Source organism: Siphonobacter sp. SORGH_AS_1065 (assembly GCF_030818595.1).
Taxonomy (GTDB): Bacteria; Bacteroidota; Bacteroidia; order Cytophagales; family Spirosomataceae; genus Siphonobacter.
In genome coordinates this window covers 2760574-2784632 of record NZ_JAUTAM010000004.1, presented here as the reverse complement: position 1 = coordinate 2784632, position 24059 = coordinate 2760574, and the positions used below count along the sequence as shown (strand labels likewise).

Sequence of the window (24059 nt, the reverse complement as noted above, 5' to 3'; positions counted from 1 at the left end):
CTCAAACATGAAAAAGCATTTTTTAACATATCTCCTTCTTTCGGGCTTAATGATGGCTTTTCCGGCCTGCAAAGAAAAAGCCGACAGCCATGAAGGACACGATCATTCGGGACATTCGCACGAAGAAGCAAGCCAAGAAGGCCATACGCACGGCGAACACGATCACCACCATGAAGAAGGGCACAGCGAACATGAAGAAGAGGAAGCCGAGTTAACGGAAAGTCAGTATAAAGCCATTAACGTAATGCTGGGCTCCGTAGAAAGTCGCTCGCTCTCGGGAGTTATTCAGGCGACGGGCTCACTCGTCATGCCCCCTCAACAACAAATTAGCCTTTCGTTTCCTTACGGCGGTATTGTTCGTTCGACCACCTTATTACCCGGTAAATGGGTCAATAAAGGCGAAACCGTCGTTACACTGGAAAATCCAGAATTCATTACCCTTCAACAGGAATACCTGGAAGCGGCCAGTCAGTTGACGTATCTCGAACAGGAAAACCGTCGTCAGGATGAGTTGAGCCGTGAAAACGTGGCCGCCGCTAAAGTTTTCCAGCGAACCAATTCAGAACTGAAAACGCTAAACGCTCGTCTGGAAGGATTAAAACAGCGGCTCGGTTTGCTTAATATCAACACTAACGCCTTAGGAAAAGGCATTCGTCGAACCGTAGCGGTTGTTGCTCCTGCCAGCGGCTACGTGACACACGTAAATGTGAACATGGGTAAGGCCATTCAGGCCAACGAAATGCTGGCAGAACTGGCAGACACTCGTTTTGTCCAGGCAGAACTGAACATTTTTGAGAAGGATTTATCGCGTCTGAAAATCGGTCAGCAGGTACACGTTCGGTTAGGGAATGAGTCTACCGATCGGTTGGCTACGATTTACCTCATTGGCCGCGAAATCTCACCCGAACGCATGGTAAAAGTTTTGTGTAAACTCAGTCAAACCAACCGGAATCTGGTTCCGGGTACGTATCTAACGGCTCATCTTGAAACGGGCGGAACGCAGGTGAAGACCCTACCCGATGCCGCCGTAGTTCGTTCGGGGGATAAGCAATATATCTTCGTTTCGGAAGGGAGACACAACGAAGAAGGCAGCGTGCATTATCCCTTTAAACGGGTAGAAATCCGTACGGGAATAAGTCAGAACGGATACGTAGAAGTATTCCCTCCTGCCGATGTAAAGGCCAATACCATCGTTGTCAAAGGAGCTTACGATTTATTATCCGTGATGAATAATAGCGAACACGGGCATTCGCATTAACAGGTTTTTTGTTGTTGGTTGTTTGTAGAGACGTTGATTGATCGCGTCTCATCCGACTATGTAACTTTCCTACTTCTGTGGCTGGTGTCCTCACCAACCACCCAATTCCAATTTAAGTTATTTAAACGAAGATTTGTAAATAAAAAAGACGCGACATAATCGCGTCTTTTTTATTCGGGTAAGTACGATAAATAATCTCTTACTTTTCAGCAATTAACTTGTCCATTAATAAGTTAAAATCTTCGACGAATTTGTCGTAATATTTACCCGTTCCAGGGCCAGAGAAGCCCGTGTGAATTTCGCGGACATTTCCTTTACGATCAATGTAAATCGTTGTAGGATAACCCATAATTTTATTTAGCATAGGTAAGCTCGCCGAAGCAGACTGATCCGGTACGCCCGCTAACACCACAGGATAAGGAATTTTAAAACGATCAATCATCTTGATTAACTTGGGTTGTGATTCCTTGAAATCTGCACTTCGTTCAAAAGAAAGACCTACAAATTCTACCCCACGTTTTTTATTTTTGTTGTACCAGGGTACCATAAAATTCGTCTCGTCCATGCAGTTGGGGCACCACGAACCCATGATTTGCAACACCACTACTTTACCCTTAAATCGGGGATCATCCAGACTTAATTTTTGTCCCGTTTTCGCTTCGGGAAACTCAAATGTAACTTTCTCGTAGCCGGGTTTCAGGAACGTCAGTGACTTTTCATCGGGTAGTGAAGCCGATTCATCTTTTACTGAAACGAACGTCGATTTCCCGGTAGGACCGCTAAAGAAATCACCCGAAATTTTATCTTTCTCCAGCTTAGCTTTGAAGAGAAATAAATGCGAACCATCGTAGGTAGAGAGGAAAAGACTATCGCCAATAATATCACCGTCCAGATACCGATAATCCCCCGTTGGTGTCAGGAAACTAGCGGCCACTTTACTTCCTTTCTGTTCGAATACGCCCACCGCGTTAGAAGCTTCGCCAAAGGTTGTGGCGTATTTACCCGCAACATTCCAGGTCGTAGGTTGAGGGGTTGGAGCGAAACGATAGCTTTTGCCGTATTGAGCCCGGAAAGGAATCGTCACGTATTGTTTACCTCTTTTTTTCTTATAAACACCCGTCAGTTCTTTTCCCGAAACTTTACCAATCAGCTCGGCATCAAACAATTCCATAGGAATGTGTAAAGAATCGCCTTTGAGCGTTGATGGGTCCATTTTCAGGCGTTCTTTCCCATTGATGACATACACTGTGTAGGTATTAGCCTTGCCAGCGGGTTCGATCTCCAGTCCAAAGGGTAGCTCTCCTCCTTTATTTACGACTACCGCCCGCCAGGTTCCTTTCTGAACCGAAGTCTGGGCAAACGCCGAGAGTGATAACAATAAACTTAAACCAATCGAAAAGATTTTTTTCATACAGGGAAGTTGATTTTCAAATAGTTAAGTGCATTAATAACCTGATTTCGAAAAATGATTTCAATCAAACTTGATTTACATTTGTAAATTTTGTTAATCTTGTAATCTCTTTTACTCTCCACCAAATTTTTTAAAGAAGTCAAAAATGAGCAATGAAAGTTCCATTGCGAAGGAGGACGTATTATTTTTAAAGAATTTTTAGATTAGCGTGCAAAAGCGTTCTGCTTTTATCGCTCTAAAGCATTCACTTTTAAAGCCTTATTACCCTAAGTTCATGTCTTCAACGCCAACGCCCGATTACCACCAGCCCGTTATGCTCCAGGAATGTCTGGAGGGACTCAACATTCGTCCGAACGGTATATACGTAGACGTGACTTTTGGCGGCGGCGGACACTCCAGAGCCATTCTCAAGCAACTCGGGCCGGAGGGTCGCCTGTTAAGTTTTGATCAGGACCCTGATGCGAAAGCCGAATCTAAATTTATTGAAGATAAGCAGTTTACATTCATAGAAGCCAATTTTCGTTACTTGAAAAAATTTCTGCGTTTGAATGGCGTTCGAAAAGTAGACGGCATTCTGGCAGATTTAGGCATTTCTTCCCACCAGATCGACGTACCCGAACGAGGGTTTTCTACTCGCTTCGATGGTCCGTTAGACATGCGGATGAACCCGGAGGCCGAGTTTTCAGCGAAAGATGTAATCAATACTTACGACGAAGCTCAGCTTCACAAGATTTTTGGATTATACGGCGAAGTAAAAAATGCCCGCACACTGGCCAATGCCGTGTATGCCGCCCGACAAAACGGAGCCATTGAGACCGTTCAGGAGCTGAAAGCCGTGCTTCAGAAATTTGCTCCACGCGGGAAAGAATTCAAATATTTCGCCCAGGTTTTTCAGGCCATTCGGATTGAAGTCAATGAAGAAATGAAGGTGCTGGAAGAATTTCTGGAACAGGTACCGGAAGTATTAGCTCCCGAAGGCCGATTGGTAGTCATGAGTTACCATTCGCTCGAAGATCGGTTGGTGAAAAACTTTATTCGCTCGGGCAAGTTTCAAGGAGAGGCCGAGAAAGATTTATACGGCAATGAACTGAAGCCTTTGAAGTCAGTCATCCGCAAACCCATCGAAGCTACGGCGGATGAAATTGCCCTGAACTCCCGGGCTCGCAGTGCACGTTTGCGAATAGCAGAGCCTAATTAACGATTCATTACCCTCTGAAAAACGACTCCAAAACAACCTTCAATAGATGTCATCCAACTCCGAAAAAAAGAAGCCCATTCAATGGCTTGAACCGCTCTTTAAGCTTCTGCGGGTCAGTCAGTGGAAAGGTCAGTCCAATCCCAATCAGAAGTTATTCAACGCCTTATTGGTGGTGGTTCTGATGATTAGTTACGTTGCCTGGGTCTTACACGGAGAATCATTGATTCGGGAGACCGATACGAACCGTCGTAAAATCAGTGAATTGAATGCGGAGTTAACCTACGAAAAATCGAAGTTAATGCAGGAGTCCCGTCAGTCCCGGATCATCCAGAAAGTGGCTCCGTTGGGTTTGCGTGATTACCGTAACGAGCAACCTCCCATTAAAGTAGTAATGCCTACTCACAAGGCTGACCAGCAAGCTGTCAACCCCTAGAACCAACCTATTTTTGATTTATTTCTATGCCTGAAGCTCTGAATCTTAAACGTCGGATTTTTCTTCGCAGCATCCTGGTATCGGCTGGTTTGCTGGTCTTTAGCATCGCCATTGCTACCCGTATTGCCTACGTGCAGCAGGTGGAAGGTCCTGAATGGAAAAGTAGAGCCGAAAACACCCGATACCGAATCATTCCGGCCACCCGAGGGAATATTTTCTCGGACGATGGAAGCCTGCTGGTGACTTCGGTACCCGAGTATCGCGTCGGGATTGATCTCAGTGTTACGGTTCGCCATTCTGCTGATTCAGCCCATTTTTTCAAAAACCTCGATTCACTAACGATTCATCTGGGTTATATGCTCAATGAATCGCCCAAGGCCATTGAAAAACGCATTTTATCCGCTCGTCGGAAACTGCTGAATGTCATGGCTTACAACGAAGCCCAGACCGATACTTCGCTCTGGAAACAGGAACCTCGTTACCTGTCGATCAGCCCTAAACCCATTACTTACGAAAAGAAAAAGTGGCTTTTTGAAAACACCAAGTGGGCAGCTATCCGCAAGGCTACGAAGCAGGAAAAACTAGAGGACCAGGCTCTGAATCGCAAGAAATTCAGATTCAAATGGATGCCGCTGGATAGCGTGAAGTTATTCTCCACCGGGCTCAATTTCGAACTGGTTCCAAACCGGGATAAACCCTTCAGAAATACAGCTTCCCGTTTGCTAGGCAAGACGGATGACATCATTATTAAAGATCCCAACGGTCAGGGAATGGAGGTAATGCGAGGGATGACAGGTATTGAGAAAAGCTTTAACAAAGAGCTATACGGACAGGAAGGGCATGGCTGGTTTGAGAACTTACGCGGCAGTTGGCGACCCTTGAACGAATCTGAAGAACACCATCCCATTCCGGGACTGGATCTGTATACTACCCTGAATATCAACATGCAGGACGTTACGGAAGCGGCCTTACTGAAAGCGGTGAAATACTACAAGGCCAAGTACGGAACGGCGATTGTGATGGACACGCAAACCGGTGAAATTAAAGCCATTGCGAACCTTCACCATACCAAAGATACTACGTATGTAGATGATCAGAACTTTGCGGTTAATTATCGCATTGCTCCAGGATCAACCTTTAAACTGGCTACGATGATGGCAGTTTTTGAGGAAACGAATGTATCTCCTAATGATTTGGTATCCACAACAGGTCAGTACCTGCACCTGCATGACTCCAATAATATGGGATATGGTGTCATTACGATTGAAGATGCCTTTGTCCGCTCTTCCAATACGGGAATGGCCCGGGTACTGGTGCAGCATTTTTCGAATAAGCACGATAAGTTTATCGACTATCTGGAGAAGTTTCACCTCGCCGACAAGCTTGGTTTTCAGGTAGAAGTAAGCAAGGGGAATGAAATGCCGGAGTTTCACCGAATGGATCATCGGTTGTATAGTAAAAAGACGCTTCCTACCATGTCCATTGGCGAAGAAATGCGTCTGTCGGCTCTGCAAATGCTGGCTTTTTATAACGCCGTGGCCAACGATGGGTACTGGGTTCAGCCCATTGTAGTGAAAACCGCCAAACGCGGTGATCTGGTTGAAATTGATTATACCAAGACCCAACGCCGCGATTCCGAACGAATCTGTTCGGATAAGACGCTGAAAATCGTCAAAAAAATGCTGGAAGGGGTGCTGGAAAGCCCTCACGGTACGGCTCGTAGTATTCGGAGTTCCAACTATCGCATTGCGGGAAAAACGGGTACTTCTAAGAAATTTGACGGCAAGCTAAAAACCAATAAATATTACTCCTCATTCATTGGTTACTTCCCCGCTGAAAAGCCGCGTTATACCATTCTGGTAGCTTTGGATGAGCCACATAACCCAGAAACGGGTACCTCGGCCTACGGTGGTACCGCAGCCGCTCCGGTCTTCCGTGAGATTGCGGATAAAGTACACGCCCTGGATTTAAAAATGCACCGAACCTTACGCGGGAACCCCGCCTTTGCCAGCGAATGGCAGGCCGAATTAGGGAACTCTCACCCGAACGATGTACGGATCATTTCCAGCAGTTTTCAGATTCGTACCAACGCCAGTGGCTGGGATGAAGCTCCAAGAGGAAGCACGAAGAAGGTTCCAAATTTAAAGGGAATGACCCTGCGGGATGCTTTATACGTGCTGGAAAACAGGGGTTACAAAGTTACCTATCACGGTCGGGGTCACGTCGTGAATCAATCGCTGGAACCCGGCACTGAACCCCTTGATCGCCGCATTTCTTTAGAACTGCATTAGTATTTCGTTAAGATTACTCCACGCTGCCAGCTTTTCTGCTAGCAGCATTTATTGAAAGCTACTTTCTACTGCCAGCCTTTTGCTGGCAGTTTTTATTTATAACCAGTCGGTAACCTTGATACTGCCCCACTTCACAATTTGCGGCTACTTCTCTCTTTAGTGCCTCTCATTAACAACCGTTAACTAATAAAAGTAAAATAAGTATTAATACCTATTAAATTACCAATACATTGAGTCAAGTTAATCCAACCTACTTACACTTGATTCATGCTATTTCGGATTTACCTACTGGTTTTGTCGCCAGTATTAGTACACGCACAAGGTATTCTTACGAATGCGGAGACGTATGAAACGTCGGTCCGCTTAACCGCCGCAGGTTCCGTACCGTTCTGGATGCAAGCCCGTCAATACGGAGTAATGCCATCGAAAGGCTCTTTTTTACAGACTTCTTTTCTCATTCATTCCGATTACCAGAAGCCCAGCAAAACGCGGCCTTACCTCCAAAACAAACGTCTGGATTGGGGATATGCCTTGGAAGTAACGGGTAACGTAGGAAGAAATCCTCAGCTCTTTTTACCGCAGGCTCATCTTAAGTTCAAGTACAAAAATATGGAGTTGTACGCGGGTAAACGCAAGGAGTTAATAGGTATTGCCGATTCTACTTTAGGCATGGGGCCTTATAGCTGGTCGGGTAATGCCATGCCAGTTCCTAAAATTCAACTGGGTTTGACGCAATGGACTTCTCTTTTCACACCTCATCTTGCCATTCAGGCGTCAATGGCCCACGGCTGGCTGGATGATCGCGAAGCTTACGTTCGCCGTGCGTATCTGCATCAGAAAAATCTATATTTTCGCTTCGGTAAGCTTCAGGCAAATGTATTAGGCTTTTTGGGGATCAACCATCAGGTGCAATGGGCGGGCACTTCATCCGTAGTTCCAGCAAATACCAATTACTTTCAGTTAGACGGCAGTCTTCCCCGGGATGCTGCGGCTTTTCTGAGTGTACTAACCGGCAAACGAGGGTTCGGAAAAAACGATAACCCCTACGATCATCAGGAGCGAGTAGGAAATCATCTGGGCTCAGTTGATTTAGCCCTGCAAATCCAGTCTGATGCTCACAGGATATGCCTTTACCGCCAGCAGCCCTACGAGATGCCCTCCCTAATGTATCTGTCTAATTTGCGAGATGGACTTTGGGGGATTAGTATCCATACTCATGCAACAGGCTACCTTCAGACCGGCCTCCGAAACGTAGTTTTTGAAGTATTATCAACGCAGGATCAGGGTCGAAAAGGGCCGCTTTGGGGTACTAAACCCATCTGGACGGAGCAATATTTTAATCACCTTCAGTACAAACAGGGTTGGTCGTATCTGGGAAGAACGATTGGCGTACCGTTTATCAATCCCTCCACCATCCAGAGTTACTTCAATAATAACAATTTTCTCACCGTTTACCACTTGGCGGCAGAAGCTTGGCTCACGAGTCAATGGCAGGTTACTGGCCGACTATCGTATCTAACCTCACGGGGTAATTCCGATCATCTCTATACACATCCCAGGCAGCAATTTTGCTTTCTGATTGAAGCTCAGCGAATGATATGGTTTCTTAAAGGCTCCGCTCTTCACGCCAGCATGGCCGGAGACGCGGGCAATCTTTACCCCAGCTCTCTGGCCTTTTCCGTGAGTATTAAAAAACGCTGGGGTTTTGTTGACGAAAGTATCCCTGAACTGGAGCGGTATCGACTACGGTATCGTCGATAATACAAAAGAGCCTGATCGTTCAAGAACGATCAGGCTCTTGCCTTCAGAGGTAAAGACCTTACTCAGATAATTCCATCCAGCGGAATTCTTTATCTTCCAGTAAGGCATTGATCTCTTCTATTTCTTTGGCCCACAATGCAATCTGCTGGTAATCTGCACTACCAGAGTTCATTTGTTCCGTTAATACGGCTCGCTTGTTTTCCAGCTCGGGAATTTCCTTATCCAGACTTTCCAGTTCTTTTTGCTCCTTAAAACTCAGTTTTCGTTTGGCTGGAGCTGGCGTTACTGCCGCTGGAACTGGCTCGGTTTTGGGAGCTTCCGACTTAGGCTTGCTAGCCTCCACCGGAGCTGCATTACTGAGCGATTCGCGATAATCGGTATAGTTACCGGGGAAATCCCGAATCTTTCCCTGACCTTCAAAAACGAACAAGTGTTCGACCAGCCGATCCATGAAGTAACGGTCGTGAGACACCAATACCAAACAGCCTGAGAACTGAAGCAAGTAATCTTCCAGCACGTTCAGGGTCTGAATGTCCAGATCGTTGGTAGGCTCATCCAGAATCAGGAAGTTCGGGTTTTTGATTAATACCTGCAGTAACTGCAAGCGGCGTTTTTCCCCTCCTGAAAGTTTCTTAACGTCGGTATATTGTCGCTTGGGTTCGAATAAAAAGTGTTGCAGAAACTGGCTGGCCGTGATGGTTTCTCCCGATCCCAGCGTTACCACTTCAGCAATATCTTTCACCACATCAATGACTCGCTGGCCGGGCAAGAAGGTGGGTTCACTCTGCGTATAATAACCGAAACGAACGGTTTCACCCACACTAATTTCGCCGGAATCTGCCTGCTGTTCGCCCGTCAGAATGTCCAGAAACGTTGATTTACCAACGCCATTTTTCCCAACGATACCAATTCGTTCTCTCCGCCGAAAAATGTATTGGAAATCCTCGACGATTTTTAGGGGCCCAAATGCTTTTTTGATATGATCCAGCTCGATGATTTTACTACCTAACCGAGCCATACCAATGTTTAATTCAACATTCGATTCCTTCCGGCCCTGATTGGCTTTGTCCTGCAAATCATAAAAAGCATCGATACGATACTGAGCCTTCGTTCCTCGGGCTTTCGGCTGACGACGCATCCATTCCAACTCCTTTCGAAGCAGGTTTTGAGCCTTATCTACACTGGAAGCTTCGGAAGCATAACGTTCCGACTGACGCTCCAGGAAATAGGAATAGTTGCCTTTGTACCGATAAATCGACCCATCGGCCAGTTCCAGAATTTCGTTACACACCCGATCCAGGAAGTATCGGTCGTGGGTCACCAGTAATAACGTGGTATTTGCAGTACCCAGGTAATTTTCCAGCCACTCGATTGCTTCCAGATCCAGGTGGTTGGTAGGCTCATCGAGAATCAGTAAATCGGGTTCTTCCAGCAGGACTTTCGCCAGAGCCACGCGTTTACGCTGCCCTCCGGAAAGTTGACCGATTAATTTGGTAAAGTTTTCTTCGGCAACTCCTAAACGCCCTAACACTTGCTTTACTTTCGATTCGTAATCCCAGGCTTTCTGAGCTTCCATTTCCTCCGCTGCATCCGAAATTTCCTGATCATTTCCATCAATCAGAGATTTTTCGTACGAGCGAATGGCCTGTAATAAAGGGCTGTCTCCCAGAAAAAGAATATCCAGAACGGTTTGATTTTCGTCCAGAGCCGGATTTTGGCTGAGATAGCCCAGCCGAACTTCCTTTCGGATACTGATTACTCCTTCTTCAGCCGTCTGTAAGCCCGCCAAAACATCCATTAACGACGTTTTTCCGGTACCATTCCGGCCAACGAGGGCTACTTTATCGCCCTTACTCAACCCGAACGTTATATTTTTAAACAGCCAGCGTTCTCCCGTTGATTTCGAGAGATTCTCGGCGGATAAGTAATTCATTAGTTAACCCTCCTAGCCTGATTCAACAAATAAAAATCTACTAATACCAAGGCCGCCATGGCTTCCACAATCGGCACTGCCCGGGGCACTACGCAGGGGTCATGCCGTCCTTTGCCGGAAACGACCGCGGCGTTGCCCTGTAAATCTACCGATTCCTGGTCCTGCATAATCGTGGCCACGGGTTTGAAAGCCACGCGGAAGTAAATATCCTCCCCATTGGAAATCCCCCCCTGAATGCCCCCAGACAGATTGGTCCGCGTACGAACTTTTCCGGCTTCGTCGGTATAATAAGCATCATTATGCTCGGAGCCGAATAATTCAACTCCTGCAAAGCCCGAGCCATACTCGAAGCCTTTTACCGCATTAATTGACAGCATGGCTTTGCCTAATTCGGCGTGTAACTTATCGAAAACCGGTTCGCCCAGTCCTACGGGTACACCCGTACAAACGCACGCCACGACTCCACCAATGCTATCTCCTTTTTTGCGGGTTTCGTCAATGTAGTCGAACATTTGCTGAGCCATCTCTGGATCGGGGCAACGAACGGCGTTTTCTTCGGCTAAAGCCAGGTTCAACTCCTGATACGATTTTTCGAGCTTTAGCTTACCCACTTGCGAAACATAGGCCTGAATACTAATACCCAGCTCTTTTAATACCAGTTTAGCCAAAGCTCCGGCGGCGACACGGGCAGCAGTCTCGCGGGCGGAGGACCGACCACCACCCCGATAATCCCGAAAACCATACTTGCTGGTGTAGGTATAATCGGCGTGAGAGGGGCGGAATTGCTCGGCAATGTGGCTGTAATCTTTTGACCGTTGATCTTCATTGGGAATGACCAGAGCAATGGGCGTTCCGGTGGTTTTTCCTTCAAAAATTCCGGAAAGAACCTGAAACTCATCCGCCTCCCGACGCTGGGTAGTAATACGCGACTGGCCGGGTTTGCGGCGGTCTAACTCTTCCTGAATGAACGCTTCGTCAAACGGAATCCCAGCGGGGCATCCGTCGATTACTACGCCAATAGCCTTTCCGTGCGATTCACCGAAGGTGCTGATTTTAAATAAAGTACCGTATGTACTAGACATAAATTCCTGACATTTTATTCGTATCCGAACGGTGCAGATACGTAAGATTTTAAATCCACTTGGGGGATTTCCAACTATTAAAAGGAGGCGTTAGCCCCGTCTACTTCGTACGAAAATATAGGCCATCCCTAAAACCATGATTGCTAGCAAGCCGTTCGCCAGACTCATAATTGTCGCCTGAACATTGACAAACGGTTTTGTACTATCCACATTTTCCAGGTTACTGAAAATGGTGCCAGCCAGGCCGTCGGTATCAGTGTTGGTTACCCGCTCTCCCTGCGTTTTCAGAACCAGGTCTGATTTCCACCTTTGGTACGCTTTCGTACGGGGGTTGAAAAATATCCAGCGAAAATACGTGCTTAATGGGAAGTTTCCGGCCTGTTTGGGAATGATCTGAAAGGTAAATGTTTTCTCACCACTGACCCGCCCCCGCCGACGGACAACGGACTGCTGGATGGAGGGTGGATAAAAATCGAAAAAATTATCGTTTTCGGGCGTTGGAATTAGAATTGGCGTTAGGTTACCCGTTCCGCTGATGATGATTTTATATTGAACGCTTTTGCCCGTTTGTACCACCTGAGTACTGAGCTCATCCCGAACGGTATAATCCCCAGTCACAGCCTGGTTTTGCTGCGGGTCTTTCGGTAAGGCAATGGGTTGAATAAAAATGGGCTTACTTGAAAAGGTTAGAAACTCCTGTTTTCCCGCTTTTTCATTCTTCACAATCATTTTCAAACTGACCGATGGGAACCGGATCCTTTCCGTATTAAGCGGAAAATAGACGGCCTGAAACAGGCGATACTCCGTGTATTTACGGCCCTTAATGGTTGTCTCAAAAATTTGGGGTTCTCCGCGAATACCAAAATTTTCTTCCCAACAGTTCGCCGGACGAATTTGCTTAAGAATAGCTCCTAATTGTAAGTTAAGAGCATAAAAATCCATTTCTAAAGGGTTATCATCCGCAACAAAAAATCCCAGACTCAAGTTAAATCCTTCGCCTGTATATACCTGATTACGATTGGCACTCAGCAAGAGAAAGGCCGAAGCTTTGGCGTCAGGAAGCATAGGTTCAACGACCTCTTCTTCCTCTTCCAAGTCTGCCTCTTTGACAATGGCATCGGTCACAATGACAATTCCACCCATTGATTGCACGCTTTGTCCATTCACATTCATTGTAAATGGCGTGACTACATAATTTCCGGGTTGGTTTGGAATATAATTTTGAGTGATTCGTTGTACTATCTCAGAACGATTGCCAACAGTCGTTGTTGAAGTGGTTGTAGTAGTGCCCCTGCGACTCATGCCAATGATATCTGGGAAGCGATCATATTCGCGATCTTCGCTACCGGTAATGACTACAGAAATCGTGTAGGGCTTACCTAAAGGCACCGAAGAGGCCCCTAATTCAATGCGAATATTGTTTTGCTGGGCAAAAACAAAAATTCTTGAAAAAGAACAATAAAAAATTATTATAATTAAATATATTTGTTGAGGCTTCATCGTTACAAAGATAGGCCTAAAAACTTTGGCTTAATTGTCATTGATTTAACCTTAAACCACCGCATCGTCATGTCTATTACCTTATTAGAATATATTAAGATCATTCTTCAGAAAGTCAGTTTCGACGCAAAGCTATTTGAAAAAGAACTCCGCAAAGCCTTACGCCAACTTGTTCCGGCTCAGGTGAAAGAACTCAAACTGTGGTGTTATTCACTGTTTGGAAAAATATACTACCGTATTTTACGCCGATGCTTCGCTACGGTTCGTTTCCGTCGCCTGAAGCTCGCTCAAGAATAGTTTGTGATGATTTTAGGGATGCCAAAATCCTCACCGGAATTCCGGTGAGGATTTTTGTTACCTGGATAACGTATTTATATTCAGGATATTGAATAATATCATTCTTCACTTTTCTTTTTGAAAGTATTACAGAGCCGCGAAGGTCATACGCTTACCCTGTTTGCTTTCGTAGAAGTTTCCATCCGCATAGGCCAAGTGACCGGATACAATGGTATGCGTTACAGCCGAACGCAGGGTATATCCCTCCAGCGGAGACCAGCCACACTGAAAATGCAGGCTATCTTTCGTAACCAGATTCGGACGATCCAGATCTACCAGCACCAGATCCGCCCAATACCCTTCCCGGATGTACCCCCGTTTATCAATTCGGAAACAATCAGCCACCGCGTGTGCCATTTTCTGGGCGATTTTTTCCAGGGAAATTTTTCCGTCCTTGTAGAATTCCAGCATCATCAATAAAGGGTGCTGAACGAGCGGTAAACCCGAGGGAGCCTGCCAGTAAGATTGCTGCTTTTCCTCCCAGGTATGCGGAGCGTGATCCGTCGCAATGACGTCGATGCGGTCGTCCAGCAAAGCCTGTAATAAACGTTGTTTGTGACCATCCGCTTTGACGGCGGGGTTACATTTAATCTGATTACCCAGTCGCTCGTAATCGCGGGCATCGAACCAGAGGTGATGCACGCAAACTTCTGAAGTTATACGCTTCTGGCTCTTCCGTTCGTTACTCGTAGCATCGGTGTAGCCGTAGTAACCTTTCTCAAAAAGCTCCGTTTCCTCCCCCGTTGTCAAGTGAAGAATGTGCAGGCGAGTATTGTATTTTTTGGCTAACTCAACCGCCATCGAGCTTGACTTATAACAAGCCTCTTCGTTCCTGATTTCAGGATGCACCCGAGCCGGAGCGTCGTCGCCGTATTTTTCTTTGTAAGCGGCTACATTCGCTCGAATCGTAGCTTCATCTTCGCAGTGCGTAGCGATCAGGTAAGGGGCATTGGCAAATAACTTCTCCAGAACGGGACGACTATCCACGAGCATGTTACCCGTAGAAGAACCCATGAAAATCTTCAGTCCACATACCTGAGTAGGGTCCGTTTTCATGACTTCCTCGTAATTATCATTGGAAGCTCCCATGAAGAAGGAATAATTCGCCAGTGACGTAGCCTTCGCGATAGCGTATTTATCGGCTAGCAATTCCTGCGTAAGGGCATTCGGAACAGTATTGGGCATTTCCATAAAGCTTGTTACCCCACCCGAAACTGCCGCTCTGGCTTCCGAACGAATGGTAGCTTTGTGGGTTAATCCAGGTTCACGAAAGTGCACCTGATCGTCGATAACTCCCGGAAGAAGGTATTTTCCCTGGGCATCAATGACCTGATCTGCCGAGAGCCCAGACAAACCCGAGCCGATTTTTTCAATAAAACCGTCTTTGATAAAAACATCCGCTTCCCGGATTTGGCCCTCATTGACGAGTCGAGTATTAAGAAGAAGAATGGAGTTCAATGCAAAATGTATTTAAGTAGTAGAGTGCTACAAATTTACATCGCTTCCTTCCTGCTCCAGCGAGTTCTTTACATTTTCTAACGAAGGTATATACTGATAGGGAAAAACAAATGTCCGTTTGACCCGCGTTGACCGTAAGAAATAAGGGATCCATACGGCAGCGATAAGGATGGCTCTTAAAAGATCATTGTAGCTTTCTTTACCATTAGTAGTTGCTGGCATCAAAAACTCTGTGATCATCACATCAAAACAGCAAAGAAGCAGATTACTACCATAAAGAATGATAATGTAATGAGGAAGCGTATTTCTCCGTTGAAAAAATTGAATCAGACACAGAATAGTCCACTCCAAAAGGAAAACATTAGCGATTTGCTCCAGTAATATAGTCAGTTTTAAAATTCCCGAATTAGGTAAAACGTCCATCGCTGCCCAGATTTCAGGAGTAACGATACCGCATATAGTAATGATAAGTAAAAGTGGACTTATTATTAACGACAGCATTGGTAAAACCAACCAACCCCCAATTTTTTCCGGAGAATTGATTCGGTATTCGTCAATTGGAAGTGAACGGGAACGGTGTAGGCGAATTAATCTAACAGCTAAAGCAATACCAAGAAGAATCAGTAACCCGATATAATATTTTGCCCTGCTACCAAGATCAGACTGACCTAATTCAGGATACCAGGTAAACTCGTAACCGCTTACATTAACTAAATCATTTCGATCTTTAACGTACTCGTTTAATTTTCCTGCTTCGATAAAATCTTTTTTAGCAGTATATTTAAAAGACATGGTAAATATAGACCCCAAACTTTTATAACTTCCTTCGTAATGAAGCTGATAAGCATCTCTATTGAGTGTCAAATGAGATGGTTCAAGGCTCCATTCTTCCGGAAAATGTACTTTCACTACATAATCCATCTGATTGGGATAGTTCCAGGCAAAGGGGTTTTTACGGGGTTTATCAGGCATTTCATAAAAAACATTTCGAATCTGGTCCGCTATAACCGAAGTCGTAAATAAGCGTTCCGAAGAATCTGCCAGTTTCCAGACTTTCTCCAGAACATATTCTTCATAAACCGTAATTTTATTTTCAGTTTTATGTTCATCAAAACGCAGGGAATCTTTCATTTCTATGGATACGCCCTGATACATATTCTGATAATAATCCCTATAGTCTTTCTCTAGCTCATTCATACTTTTTTGGGCAAGATTCGCTCGCATTTGGTCGGCTGCCCGGCCCCAATAAGTAGATTTTACGAATAAACGACCTTTACTATTCCTTGAACCAAGGTAATAGTCTTCCTCGACAGTAACATTTCCCCCGGGTACAACCGGAGTGGTCTGAAGCGATTTTTCGCCTGTCTTAATAACGAGAACTTTACCGTAATCAGGAATATAGTTAGCTTTAATCGAGCCTTTCTGATGAGAAATTGTCGGGTCAATCCAGTAAACTTCCTCACCAATTTTAGCCCAGACAATAACGTGATTAAAGACCCCTGGAGAAGGTAAATACTGATTCAGGTTTTTTCCATAATAAGTATCTACATCCACAATAGCTGCTTCTATCCCAGCACTTCGCAGTAAGGTTACCAGCAATAATGATTTGTCTTTACAATCTCCTAATCTCTTCCGAAATACTTCAGACGGAACATGAGGACGGTGCGAATATTCTCCAATCTCAATACCCGTATACCGAATCTCGTTCTGAATAAAACGCGTGGCCAATTCCAGCAAATAAACTGAATTACCTGATGACTGAGCTTTCCAGCTTTCTACTTTTTTCAACAACTCAGCAGGTAACTGACCCATTGAGGGTAGAATGCTTAGCTCCCAGTTTACCACATCTTCCCAGGACTTATACTCCGTGATCTGCCAAAAGGGTAGATTGTTATACCAACTCGGCGTATTTTTTTCATTTTCCAGCACAGCAGGTTTATCCAGATTCCAGCTATACGAGACCTGACCTCCTTTTATTTCTTTATGAGCTGCCGGAGCATTATTAAATCGCTTGAACTGGAGGTCACGTTTAGAGGAATGTATCAGACTTTTAAAAATCTGCCCAAAGGGGGAATAAGTATAGAAATACATTTCATTAAAGTAACGATCTCCAAAGATCGGATTGCGTCCTTTTAGGCTATAAGAAATAATTATTTCGTCCCCTTTTCGTATATCATTTAGGGTAAGACTGGCCGTATAAGTACCTCGGTAAATAAACTGATCCCGCTGAGATTCTTCCTGAATTAATTTAAACGCTTTTAGATCCAGACGGTCTTGTAATTCACTACCTCTTTTTACTTTTATTTCATGGAAAATTAAACTTTCATAAGAGGGGTTAACTTCAATGGAAACTTCTGATCCATTTTGTACACCTTCTTCTGAAAGAATAGCTCTAATTTCCTGATAATAAGTTGTTTTTTCTTCAACCTGCGTTTGTGTTTCCCAAAGCTTGATATAATATCCATATTGAACCTGCCGAAGATTCACCTGCTGATTACTTTTGGGTAAAGGCAAAATCCAAGTAGGTTTTACAGATTTCTTTAATTGAGGAACAGTTGCAAAAACACTTTCTGAAAGAGAAATCAGACAGATAACGAGGAGAAGTAAAGAAACACGCATAGAGCCAGAACAATGAGTACTTGTTCAGAATTATTCAAAATACAATGGATACGTATGTAAAGTTAATTCTTTTCATTAAACCCCTTTATAAAATTTATGTATTCAACTTTAGTATGATTTTATACACTTTGATTATTGATAAATAAAAAAGACCGCACGTAAAGATTACGTGCGGTCTTTTTTATTTATCAATAGGTATCTTATCGACTTAGCTCAGCAAATTCTTTCGCAAAATACGTAAGAATAATTTTAGCTCCGGCTCTTTTGATGGAGGTAAGCGTTTCCAGCATCACCCGGTCGCCATCAATCCAGCCTTTCTGAGCGGCTGCTTTAATCATGGAGTATTCACCGGAAATATTATAGGCCGCAATCGGTAAAGCGAAGTTATCGTTCAGCATTTTGATGATGTCGAGGTATAACATGGCAGGCTTTACCATGAGGTAATCGGCACCTTCCGCAAAATCCAGCTCAGCCTCAATCAACGCTTCCTTAATGTTCGCCGGATTCATCTGATACGTTTTCTTATCCCCGAACTTCGGAGCGGACTCCAGAGCATCGCGGAAGGGGCTGTATAAAGCTGAAGCATACTTAGCCGTGTACGACATAATAGCTACTTTGGTAAAGCCCGCGTCATCCAGCTTTTCCCGCAGGTAACCTACCCGACCATCCATCATGTCCGAGGGCCCCAGAATATCTGCACCCGCCTGGGCCTGGGCGATACCCATTTTGCCCAGATATTCCAGCGTTTCATCGTTGAGAATTTCTCCGTTCTCAACGTAACCGTCGTGACCATCAGAGCTGTAAGGGTCCATAGCTACGTCGGTCATAACCACTACCTCAGGATATTTACTCTTGACGGCATGAATGGCTTCGAGGTACATACTGCCTTCCCGCCAGCTCTCGCTTGCCGTTTTATCTTTTTTGGACTCATCCAGTCCGGGAAACAGGTCAAAAGCTTTAATTCCCAAATCCTGGCAGCGACCAATTTCGTCCAGCAGGTTATCCAGCGAATGCCGATATACTCCCGGCATGGAGGCTACTTCTCGCTTTACGTTTGTTCCTTCCACCACGAAAACGGGTAGAATTAAATCATTTACTGAAACCGTAGTTTCTTCCACTAAAGCCCGCACGGCTGCACTGGTTCTCAACCGACGAGGGCGACGTAATATATGCATGGCTATGAAATGTAAGCGTGAAAACTTCCACAAAGGTACGGTAGCTTGCCTTTGGTCAGGATAGAAAATTTGAATTCGTTGGAAGGCTAATTCTTTACTTCCAAATGCCCGCGATGGCATAACCAATCATTACCAAGCAGAGTAGCACTTTCATGAATATCCCTGCCATGAAGCCCAGAAAAGAACCAAAAGCCGCTCGCATGGCTCGACCAGAGGCCATCCCGCCGAAGATTTCTCCCACGAAAGCTCCAACAAAGGCTCCTACGAAAATCCCGCCGGGAATGGGTAAGATTAATCCAACCAGCAAGCCGATAGTCGTGCCCCAGGCTCCCCGGGTTGTTCCGCCAAATTTCTTTACTCCCCAAATAGGTACGAGGTAATCCAGCACTGCAACGATGGCTGTAAAGACTCCTAAAACAACCAGGGTGGTCGTGGAGAACGTAACCCGACCGGACCAGTGCAATAATAATAAACCCAGATAGCTTAACGGTGGGCCGGGTAAAGGTAAGACGGCTCCGGCTAATCCGACCAGCAAAGCAATGATCCCGAGGATCACTAACAAGATTTCCATAGGTGATAGAGGTGCTGAGATTTCATATAAAAAAAGCTGCCTAACTAAGGCAGCTTTGCTAAAAATCAATACCAATTAACTCACCGGTTTGGCCAGATTGAGTTTCTCAACCGCTTTTTCAGAAGCCGATTGCTCAGCCTTTTTCTTGTTAAAGCCCGTTCCGGTGGCGAAAACTTCGTTATCTACCACTAGCTCCGCGATAAACTCTTTATGACGGGCCGAACCTTTTTCGGTAACGTCAAACCGAAGCTCGCGTCCTTCGCGTTGAGCCCATTCAATGATCTGGGACTTGTAGTTAATGTTCGTCTCAACGACTTTATCCAGATCAAAATAACTAGATAACAAACGCTTGAGGATAAATTTCTTGGTGAAAGGAAATCCCTTATCCAGATAAATAGCTCCAACAAAGGCTTCCAGTGCATCGCCATACATAGACGTGCGAGCCAGTACCGTCCGTCGATTGGGGTCGTATTCCACCAAGGTATCAAGCCCCAGTTTGCGAGCCACCAGGTTCAGTGACTCCCGGTTTACGATTCGTGAGCGAATTTCCGTCAGAAAACCTTCGTCTTTGTAGGGATACTTTTTGAAAAGATACTCAGCCACAACCATGCCCAGCACGGCGTCACCCAAGTATTCCAGTCGCTCATTGGATAGTCTCAGATCCTTACCCGCCACGGCTTTGCTAGCCGAGGTATGCATAAAGGCGAGCCGATATAGCTCCACATTAGACGGTCGGGTTCCAATAAGCGTAGCTACCGCCTGCTTCAGCTTTTTCTCCTTGTCGGATTTAGATCTGAAAAGTTGGGTCAGTGGGTCAAAGACCGTTGAAACAAGCAGCGGTAACGGTAGCAGCACAGGATCAAAATTTATGAGAAGAGCCGTATGCCAAAAGCCTACGGCTCTCCCGACTATATTTTCTTAAATACAACGCAAGTGTTGTGTCCACCAAAGCCAAACGTATTGCTAATCGCAACGTCTACTTTACGAGCTTGTGCCTTATTGAACGTGAGGTTCAAGTTAGGATTAATTTCCGGATCATCCTCAAAATGGTTGATCGTTGGAGGCACAAGCTGGTTTTTGATGGCCAAAATAGCCGCTACGGCTTCAATCGCAGCAGCACCTCCCAACAGGTGGCCCGTCATCGACTTCGTTGAGCTGATATTCAGCTTCGATGCATGCTCGCCAAACAGACGCTCAATGGCTTTTAGTTCCTGAGGATCACCAATCGGCGTTGACGTACCATGGGTGTTGATATAATCCACCGCTTCCAGAGGCAATTCTGCATCTTCCAGAGCCAGTTTCATACACATATAAGCCCCGCGTCCTTCGGGATGAGGAGCCGTAATGTGGTAAGCGTCCGAAGACATGCCACCACCCATAATTTCGCAATAAATTTTAGCTCCACGGGCTTTAGCATGCTCGTATTCTTCCAGAATAAGAGCCGCCCCACCTTCGCCTAATACGAAACCCTCACGGCCTTTATCGTAAGGACGGGAAGCTGTTTTAGGATCGTCATTCCGTTCCGAAAGTGCCTTCAGAGCGTTAAATCCACCTACACCCGCCTGCGTAACGGCGGCTTCCGAACCCCCTGATACGCAAATATCCATTTTACCCAAACGGATATAATTAAACGCGTCAATCAGGGCATTTCCTGAAGAAGCACAGGCAGAAACAGTAACGTAAGTAGGGCCACGGAACCCATGACGAATGGAAATCAGACCCGCTGAGCTATCAGCGATCATTTTAGGAATAAAGAACGGATTGAAGCGGGGAGATCCATCGCCACCGCCAAAGTTCAGCACTTCTTCTTCAAACGTTTTTAATCCACCAATACCAGCACCCCAGATCACACCAATGCGGTCCAGGTCTACTTGTTCTTTATCGAAAGCCGCATCTTTGATGGCTTCATCAGCGGTAACCACTGCATACTGGGTAAACCAGTCCATCTTACGGGCTTCCTGGCGAGGAATGTGTGCCTGTACGTCAAAGTTTTTAACCTCACAGGCAAACTTTGTACGGAAACGGGTGGCATCGAATCGAGTAATCGTATCGGCACCGCTGACCCCGTTAATCAGGCCATCCCAGTATTCCTCTACCGTATTTCCTATGGGGGTAAGAGCTCCTAGTCCAGTGACAACAACTCGCTTTAATTGCATAGTTTAAAGTTTTTGGTAATCAGGTCAGGTTGTTTTTACCTGTTTACGACGGGTACATAGAACCTACAAGTAAACAAGAAAAAACCTGAGCCACAAAATCAAAAAAATGTGCTAATCCGAAAAGGGACATAAATATGCCCTTTTTCAAATTAGCACCGCAGATAGATGTTACTTACTTGGCGTGTTCTTCAAGATAGGTAACAGCCTGACCGACCGTAGTGATCGTTTCAGCCTGATCATCGGGAATAGACACATTGAATTCTTTTTCAAATTCCATGATGAGTTCCACGGTATCGAGCGAGTCAGCTCCAAGATCGTTCGTGAAGCTAGCCTCTGGAGTAACTTCAGATTCTTCTACGCCCAATTTGTCAACGATAATCTGCTTGACTTTAGCTGCGATTTCTGACATTGTGTTTGAGTGATTTGGTTCAAAAAACGTCGCAAAGAAACTGACTTGATGTCAGATTGTCAAACATAATTTTTTTGGCAAAGCTTTATTCTCCAATGTTCGATCAGGAAAAACCACACTTAAATCATTTTTAAGGGGCTTATTCACCTCATTTTTAAGGACAATCTAATTCTTTACCTCCTCAAACTTTGGTTGAATGCAACTTTTGGAATATTGTTTAAAATTTGAAAAATTATTCATTTCTCACCGAACTAGCCCCTGATGTATTGGCATTTACGCTCGGATTTCCCCGGTAACGCACCCGACTGGCCCCACTGGCTTCGGCTGATAATTTTTCTTTTACGTAAAGGCGAGCATTACTGGCTCCCGACACATCGATAGTAGCCTGGCTCACTTCGAGCCCTTCCGCTTTAAAAGACGAAGCTCCTGATATATTTCCCTGAAATTTTTGAGTGTTGCCCGTCAGGGTTACATTCGAGGCTCCAGATACATCTACATCCAACGTTTTGGCTTTCACTTCAATGCTGGCCTGAGAGGCTCCGGAAATATCGACACTCATTTGGTTTTCGGCTCCAAAACCCGTTATGGATGAACGCGACGCACCACTAAAACTTACGCCTTTCAAAGCCGGCATGGTAATGTGCACCTCCACCCGTTTCCGATTGGAGTAACGGTCAGAATCGTTATACCGAATGCGTAATTTCCCATTGCTTACTTTCGCCTCCAGATCATTAATGTCACTTTCCTGCCCTTCTACTTCTACCTTGAATTTACCGGGATGTACATCGATAATGAAGGCAGAACCTAAATCCAGTTGGTCGAAATTACTAACATTAAAGGTTTTGCTGGCCTGAGCAGAGGCTCCAAGGCTGCTAATCAGGATAAGTCCGGTTAAAAGGTTCTTTTTCATTATTGAAAAGGTTTGATAAATGCTCGTTACAAAACTCAAGGATGATACTTTGGAAAAAACTGTTGCACAGGTGATTAAATAAAATAAAACTCTTGCAGTCCCAGAAAATTACCGTATTTTTGCGGCTCATTTCGGCAACCGCTCGACCTGTGGGATTCGATGTTGCCGATCTATCAATGAGTTAGACCATTTTAACAAAACTCTTACAGAGGTCATGAGTGATCTGATCAAACTGGTTGAAGCTGACAATTCAGCTCGCCGGAACGACATCCCCGATTTCAAATCTGGTGATACCCTTAATGTTCACGTTAAAATTCGTGAAGGTAACAAAGAGCGTATTCAGGTTTTCACCGGTACGGTGATCCAACGCAAAAACTCAGGTACAAACGGTGAAACGTTTACCGTTCGTAAAGTATCTAACGGCGTTGGTGTAGAGCGGATTTTCCCTGTTCTTTCTCCTAACATCGACAAAATCGAAGTAGTACGTCACGGTTTAGTTCGTCGTTCACGTATCTACTATCTGCGTGGCAAACAAGGTAAAGCTGCGAAGATCAAGGAAAAGAAGAAATAAGAACCTTCTTACGGGTTTTCATAAAGGCTGTCTCTTTCGGGACGGCCTTTGTTTTTTTCTAATTTATCAGTTTTTGATTGTACTTTTACCTTAAATCATATTGCTTTACCCCACTATTCAGCTAATTTCTACGGATGAAAATTGATTCGCATCAGCATTTCTGGGTGTTTGATCCTGTACGCGACGCCTGGATTACTTCCGACATGGAGCCCATTCGCCGGAATTTTTTACCGAATGATTTGCAGCCCGTTCTTCAACAAAATAACATCGATGGATGCGTGGCCGTACAAGCGAGTCAGTCTGAAATTGAGACGGATTTCTTAATTCAGTTGGCCGAGCAAAATGACTTCATTAAAGGAGTAGTCGGCTGGGTAGATCTTCGTTCTGAACTCGTGAGCGAACGCCTGGAATACTTCAGGCAATTTCCCAAATTAAAAGGATTCCGTCATATTGTTCAGGGGGAGCCGGATGATCTCTTTCTGCTTCGTATGGAATTCATGGACGGAATCAGAGCTCTAGAAACGTACGGATATACCTACGACATTCTCATCTATCCTAGGCACTTACCTACCGCCCGCGAGTTTGTTACCCGTTTACCCCATCAGCTTTTTGTGGTCGACCATTTGGCAAAACCTTACGTGAAAGCGGGTGAAATTGAAAAATGGGCGGCAGATATTCAAAGCCTGGCTAAACGCGAAAACGTCTGCTGTAAAGTATCGGGTCTGGTAACGGAAGCCGACTGGGAGCAATGGACTCCCGAACAGTTACGGCCCTATCTGGACGTAGTTTTTGAAGCATTCGGTCCCGAGCGGGTTATGTTTGGCTCCGACTGGCCCGTGTGCCTGGTGGCTTCTTCTTACGAACGCTGGGTGCAGGTATTACAGGAGTATACGGGCTCTTTATCCAGTTACGAACAGGAGAAGTTCTGGGGCGGTAATGCTAAAGATTTTTATAGTTTATAAGGTTATCATTCTATGCTTTTGATCT

General features: G+C 45.2%; 20 protein-coding genes. 8 read left to right on the top strand and 12 right to left on the bottom strand.

Going from position 1 to position 24059, the window contains the following annotated elements:
• The first annotated feature begins 7 nt into the window (after positions 1–7).
• Entirely contained in the window at positions 8–1258 is a 1251-nt protein-coding gene (locus tag QE390_RS12230; RefSeq protein ID WP_307142341.1) for an efflux RND transporter periplasmic adaptor subunit, read from the top strand.
• A 199-nt stretch (positions 1259–1457) separates the two neighbouring features.
• Here QE390_RS12230 and QE390_RS12225 read toward each other — a convergent pair whose 3' ends face one another.
• Positions 1458–2669, bottom strand: a complete 1212-nt coding sequence (locus QE390_RS12225; protein WP_307142340.1) for a TlpA disulfide reductase family protein — start codon at positions 2667–2669, stop codon at positions 1458–1460.
• Positions 2670–2943: 274 nt separating this feature from the next.
• Between QE390_RS12225 and rsmH the strand changes: the two genes are divergently transcribed.
• The 4 genes from rsmH to QE390_RS12205 all read left to right on the top strand — a co-directional run bounded on the left by rsmH (position 2944) and on the right by QE390_RS12205 (position 8352).
• Positions 2944–3867 carry a 16S rRNA (cytosine(1402)-N(4))-methyltransferase RsmH gene (gene rsmH / locus QE390_RS12220; protein WP_307142339.1) on the top strand — a complete coding sequence of 308 codons (924 nt, stop codon included), beginning with the start codon at positions 2944–2946 and terminating at the stop codon, positions 3865–3867.
• Positions 3868–3913: 46 nt separating this feature from the next.
• Positions 3914–4300 (top strand): FtsL-like putative cell division protein, encoded by a 387-nt coding sequence (locus tag QE390_RS12215; protein ID WP_106636242.1) that lies wholly within the window; start codon positions 3914–3916, stop codon positions 4298–4300.
• A 26-nt stretch (positions 4301–4326) separates the two neighbouring features.
• Positions 4327–6591 carry a penicillin-binding protein gene (locus tag QE390_RS12210; protein WP_307142338.1) on the top strand — a complete coding sequence of 755 codons (2265 nt, stop codon included), beginning with the start codon at positions 4327–4329 and terminating at the stop codon, positions 6589–6591.
• Between the two features lie 267 nt (positions 6592–6858).
• Positions 6859–8352 (top strand): capsule assembly Wzi family protein, encoded by a 1494-nt coding sequence (locus QE390_RS12205; RefSeq protein ID WP_307142337.1) that lies wholly within the window; start codon positions 6859–6861, stop codon positions 8350–8352.
• A 58-nt stretch (positions 8353–8410) separates the two neighbouring features.
• On the opposite strand, the gene QE390_RS12200 is transcribed toward QE390_RS12205, so the two are convergent.
• The 3 genes from QE390_RS12200 to QE390_RS12190 all read right to left on the bottom strand — a co-directional run bounded on the left by QE390_RS12200 (position 8411) and on the right by QE390_RS12190 (position 12867).
• Positions 8411–10285, bottom strand: coding sequence for an ABC-F family ATP-binding cassette domain-containing protein (locus QE390_RS12200; protein ID WP_307142336.1), 1875 nt, complete (start codon positions 10283–10285; stop codon positions 8411–8413).
• The gene (gene aroC / locus QE390_RS12195; RefSeq protein WP_106636239.1) at positions 10285–11367 is read right to left on the bottom strand and encodes a chorismate synthase; all 1083 of its coding nucleotides are present in this window, start codon (positions 11365–11367) and stop codon (positions 10285–10287) included. The genes QE390_RS12200 and aroC overlap by 1 nt, the downstream gene beginning before the upstream one ends.
• 90 nt (positions 11368–11457) lie before the next feature.
• Positions 11458–12867 (bottom strand): BatD family protein, encoded by a 1410-nt coding sequence (locus QE390_RS12190; protein ID WP_307142335.1) that lies wholly within the window; start codon positions 12865–12867, stop codon positions 11458–11460.
• Positions 12868–12936: 69 nt separating this feature from the next.
• Between QE390_RS12190 and QE390_RS12185 the strand changes: the two genes are divergently transcribed.
• The gene (locus tag QE390_RS12185; protein ID WP_106636237.1) at positions 12937–13164 is read left to right on the top strand and encodes a hypothetical protein; all 228 of its coding nucleotides are present in this window, start codon (positions 12937–12939) and stop codon (positions 13162–13164) included.
• A 126-nt stretch (positions 13165–13290) separates the two neighbouring features.
• On the opposite strand, the gene QE390_RS12180 is transcribed toward QE390_RS12185, so the two are convergent.
• The 8 genes from QE390_RS12180 to QE390_RS12145 form a co-directional block, all read right to left on the bottom strand.
• A complete protein-coding gene (locus QE390_RS12180; RefSeq protein WP_307142334.1) occupies positions 13291–14661 on the bottom strand; it encodes a dihydroorotase in 1371 nt (456 codons plus the stop codon).
• A gap of 27 nt (positions 14662–14688) precedes the next feature.
• Complete coding sequence (locus QE390_RS12175; RefSeq protein WP_307142333.1) at positions 14689–17175, bottom strand: DUF3857 domain-containing protein; 2487 nt, start codon at positions 17173–17175, stop codon at positions 14689–14691.
• 305 nt (positions 17176–17480) lie between these two features.
• Positions 17481–18455: a porphobilinogen synthase gene (gene hemB / locus QE390_RS12170; RefSeq protein WP_106636383.1), complete on the bottom strand. Its 975-nt coding sequence runs from the start codon at positions 18453–18455 to the stop codon at positions 17481–17483.
• Positions 18456–18549: 94 nt separating this feature from the next.
• Positions 18550–19026 carry a DUF456 domain-containing protein gene (locus tag QE390_RS12165; protein ID WP_106636234.1) on the bottom strand — a complete coding sequence of 159 codons (477 nt, stop codon included), beginning with the start codon at positions 19024–19026 and terminating at the stop codon, positions 18550–18552.
• 75 nt (positions 19027–19101) lie between these two features.
• Positions 19102–19881 (bottom strand): ribonuclease III, encoded by a 780-nt coding sequence (gene rnc, locus QE390_RS12160; protein WP_232793647.1) that lies wholly within the window; start codon positions 19879–19881, stop codon positions 19102–19104.
• A gap of 53 nt (positions 19882–19934) precedes the next feature.
• Positions 19935–21182 carry a beta-ketoacyl-ACP synthase II gene (fabF, locus tag QE390_RS12155; RefSeq protein WP_106636233.1) on the bottom strand — a complete coding sequence of 416 codons (1248 nt, stop codon included), beginning with the start codon at positions 21180–21182 and terminating at the stop codon, positions 19935–19937.
• A gap of 172 nt (positions 21183–21354) precedes the next feature.
• Positions 21355–21591, bottom strand: a complete 237-nt coding sequence (locus QE390_RS12150; protein WP_106636232.1) for an acyl carrier protein — start codon at positions 21589–21591, stop codon at positions 21355–21357.
• Positions 21592–21823: 232 nt separating this feature from the next.
• Positions 21824–22501, bottom strand: coding sequence for a head GIN domain-containing protein (locus QE390_RS12145; RefSeq protein WP_106636231.1), 678 nt, complete (start codon positions 22499–22501; stop codon positions 21824–21826).
• Positions 22502–22715: 214 nt separating this feature from the next.
• Here QE390_RS12145 and rplS point away from each other — a divergent pair, with 214 nt between their 5' ends.
• Together rplS and QE390_RS12135 are read left to right on the top strand one after the other, a co-directional pair.
• Positions 22716–23072: a 50S ribosomal protein L19 gene (rplS, locus tag QE390_RS12140; protein WP_106636230.1), complete on the top strand. Its 357-nt coding sequence runs from the start codon at positions 22716–22718 to the stop codon at positions 23070–23072.
• A 134-nt stretch (positions 23073–23206) separates the two neighbouring features.
• The gene (locus QE390_RS12135) at positions 23207–24034 is read left to right on the top strand and encodes an amidohydrolase (protein ID WP_307142332.1); all 828 of its coding nucleotides are present in this window, start codon (positions 23207–23209) and stop codon (positions 24032–24034) included.
• Positions 24035–24059: the final 25 nt, after the last annotated feature.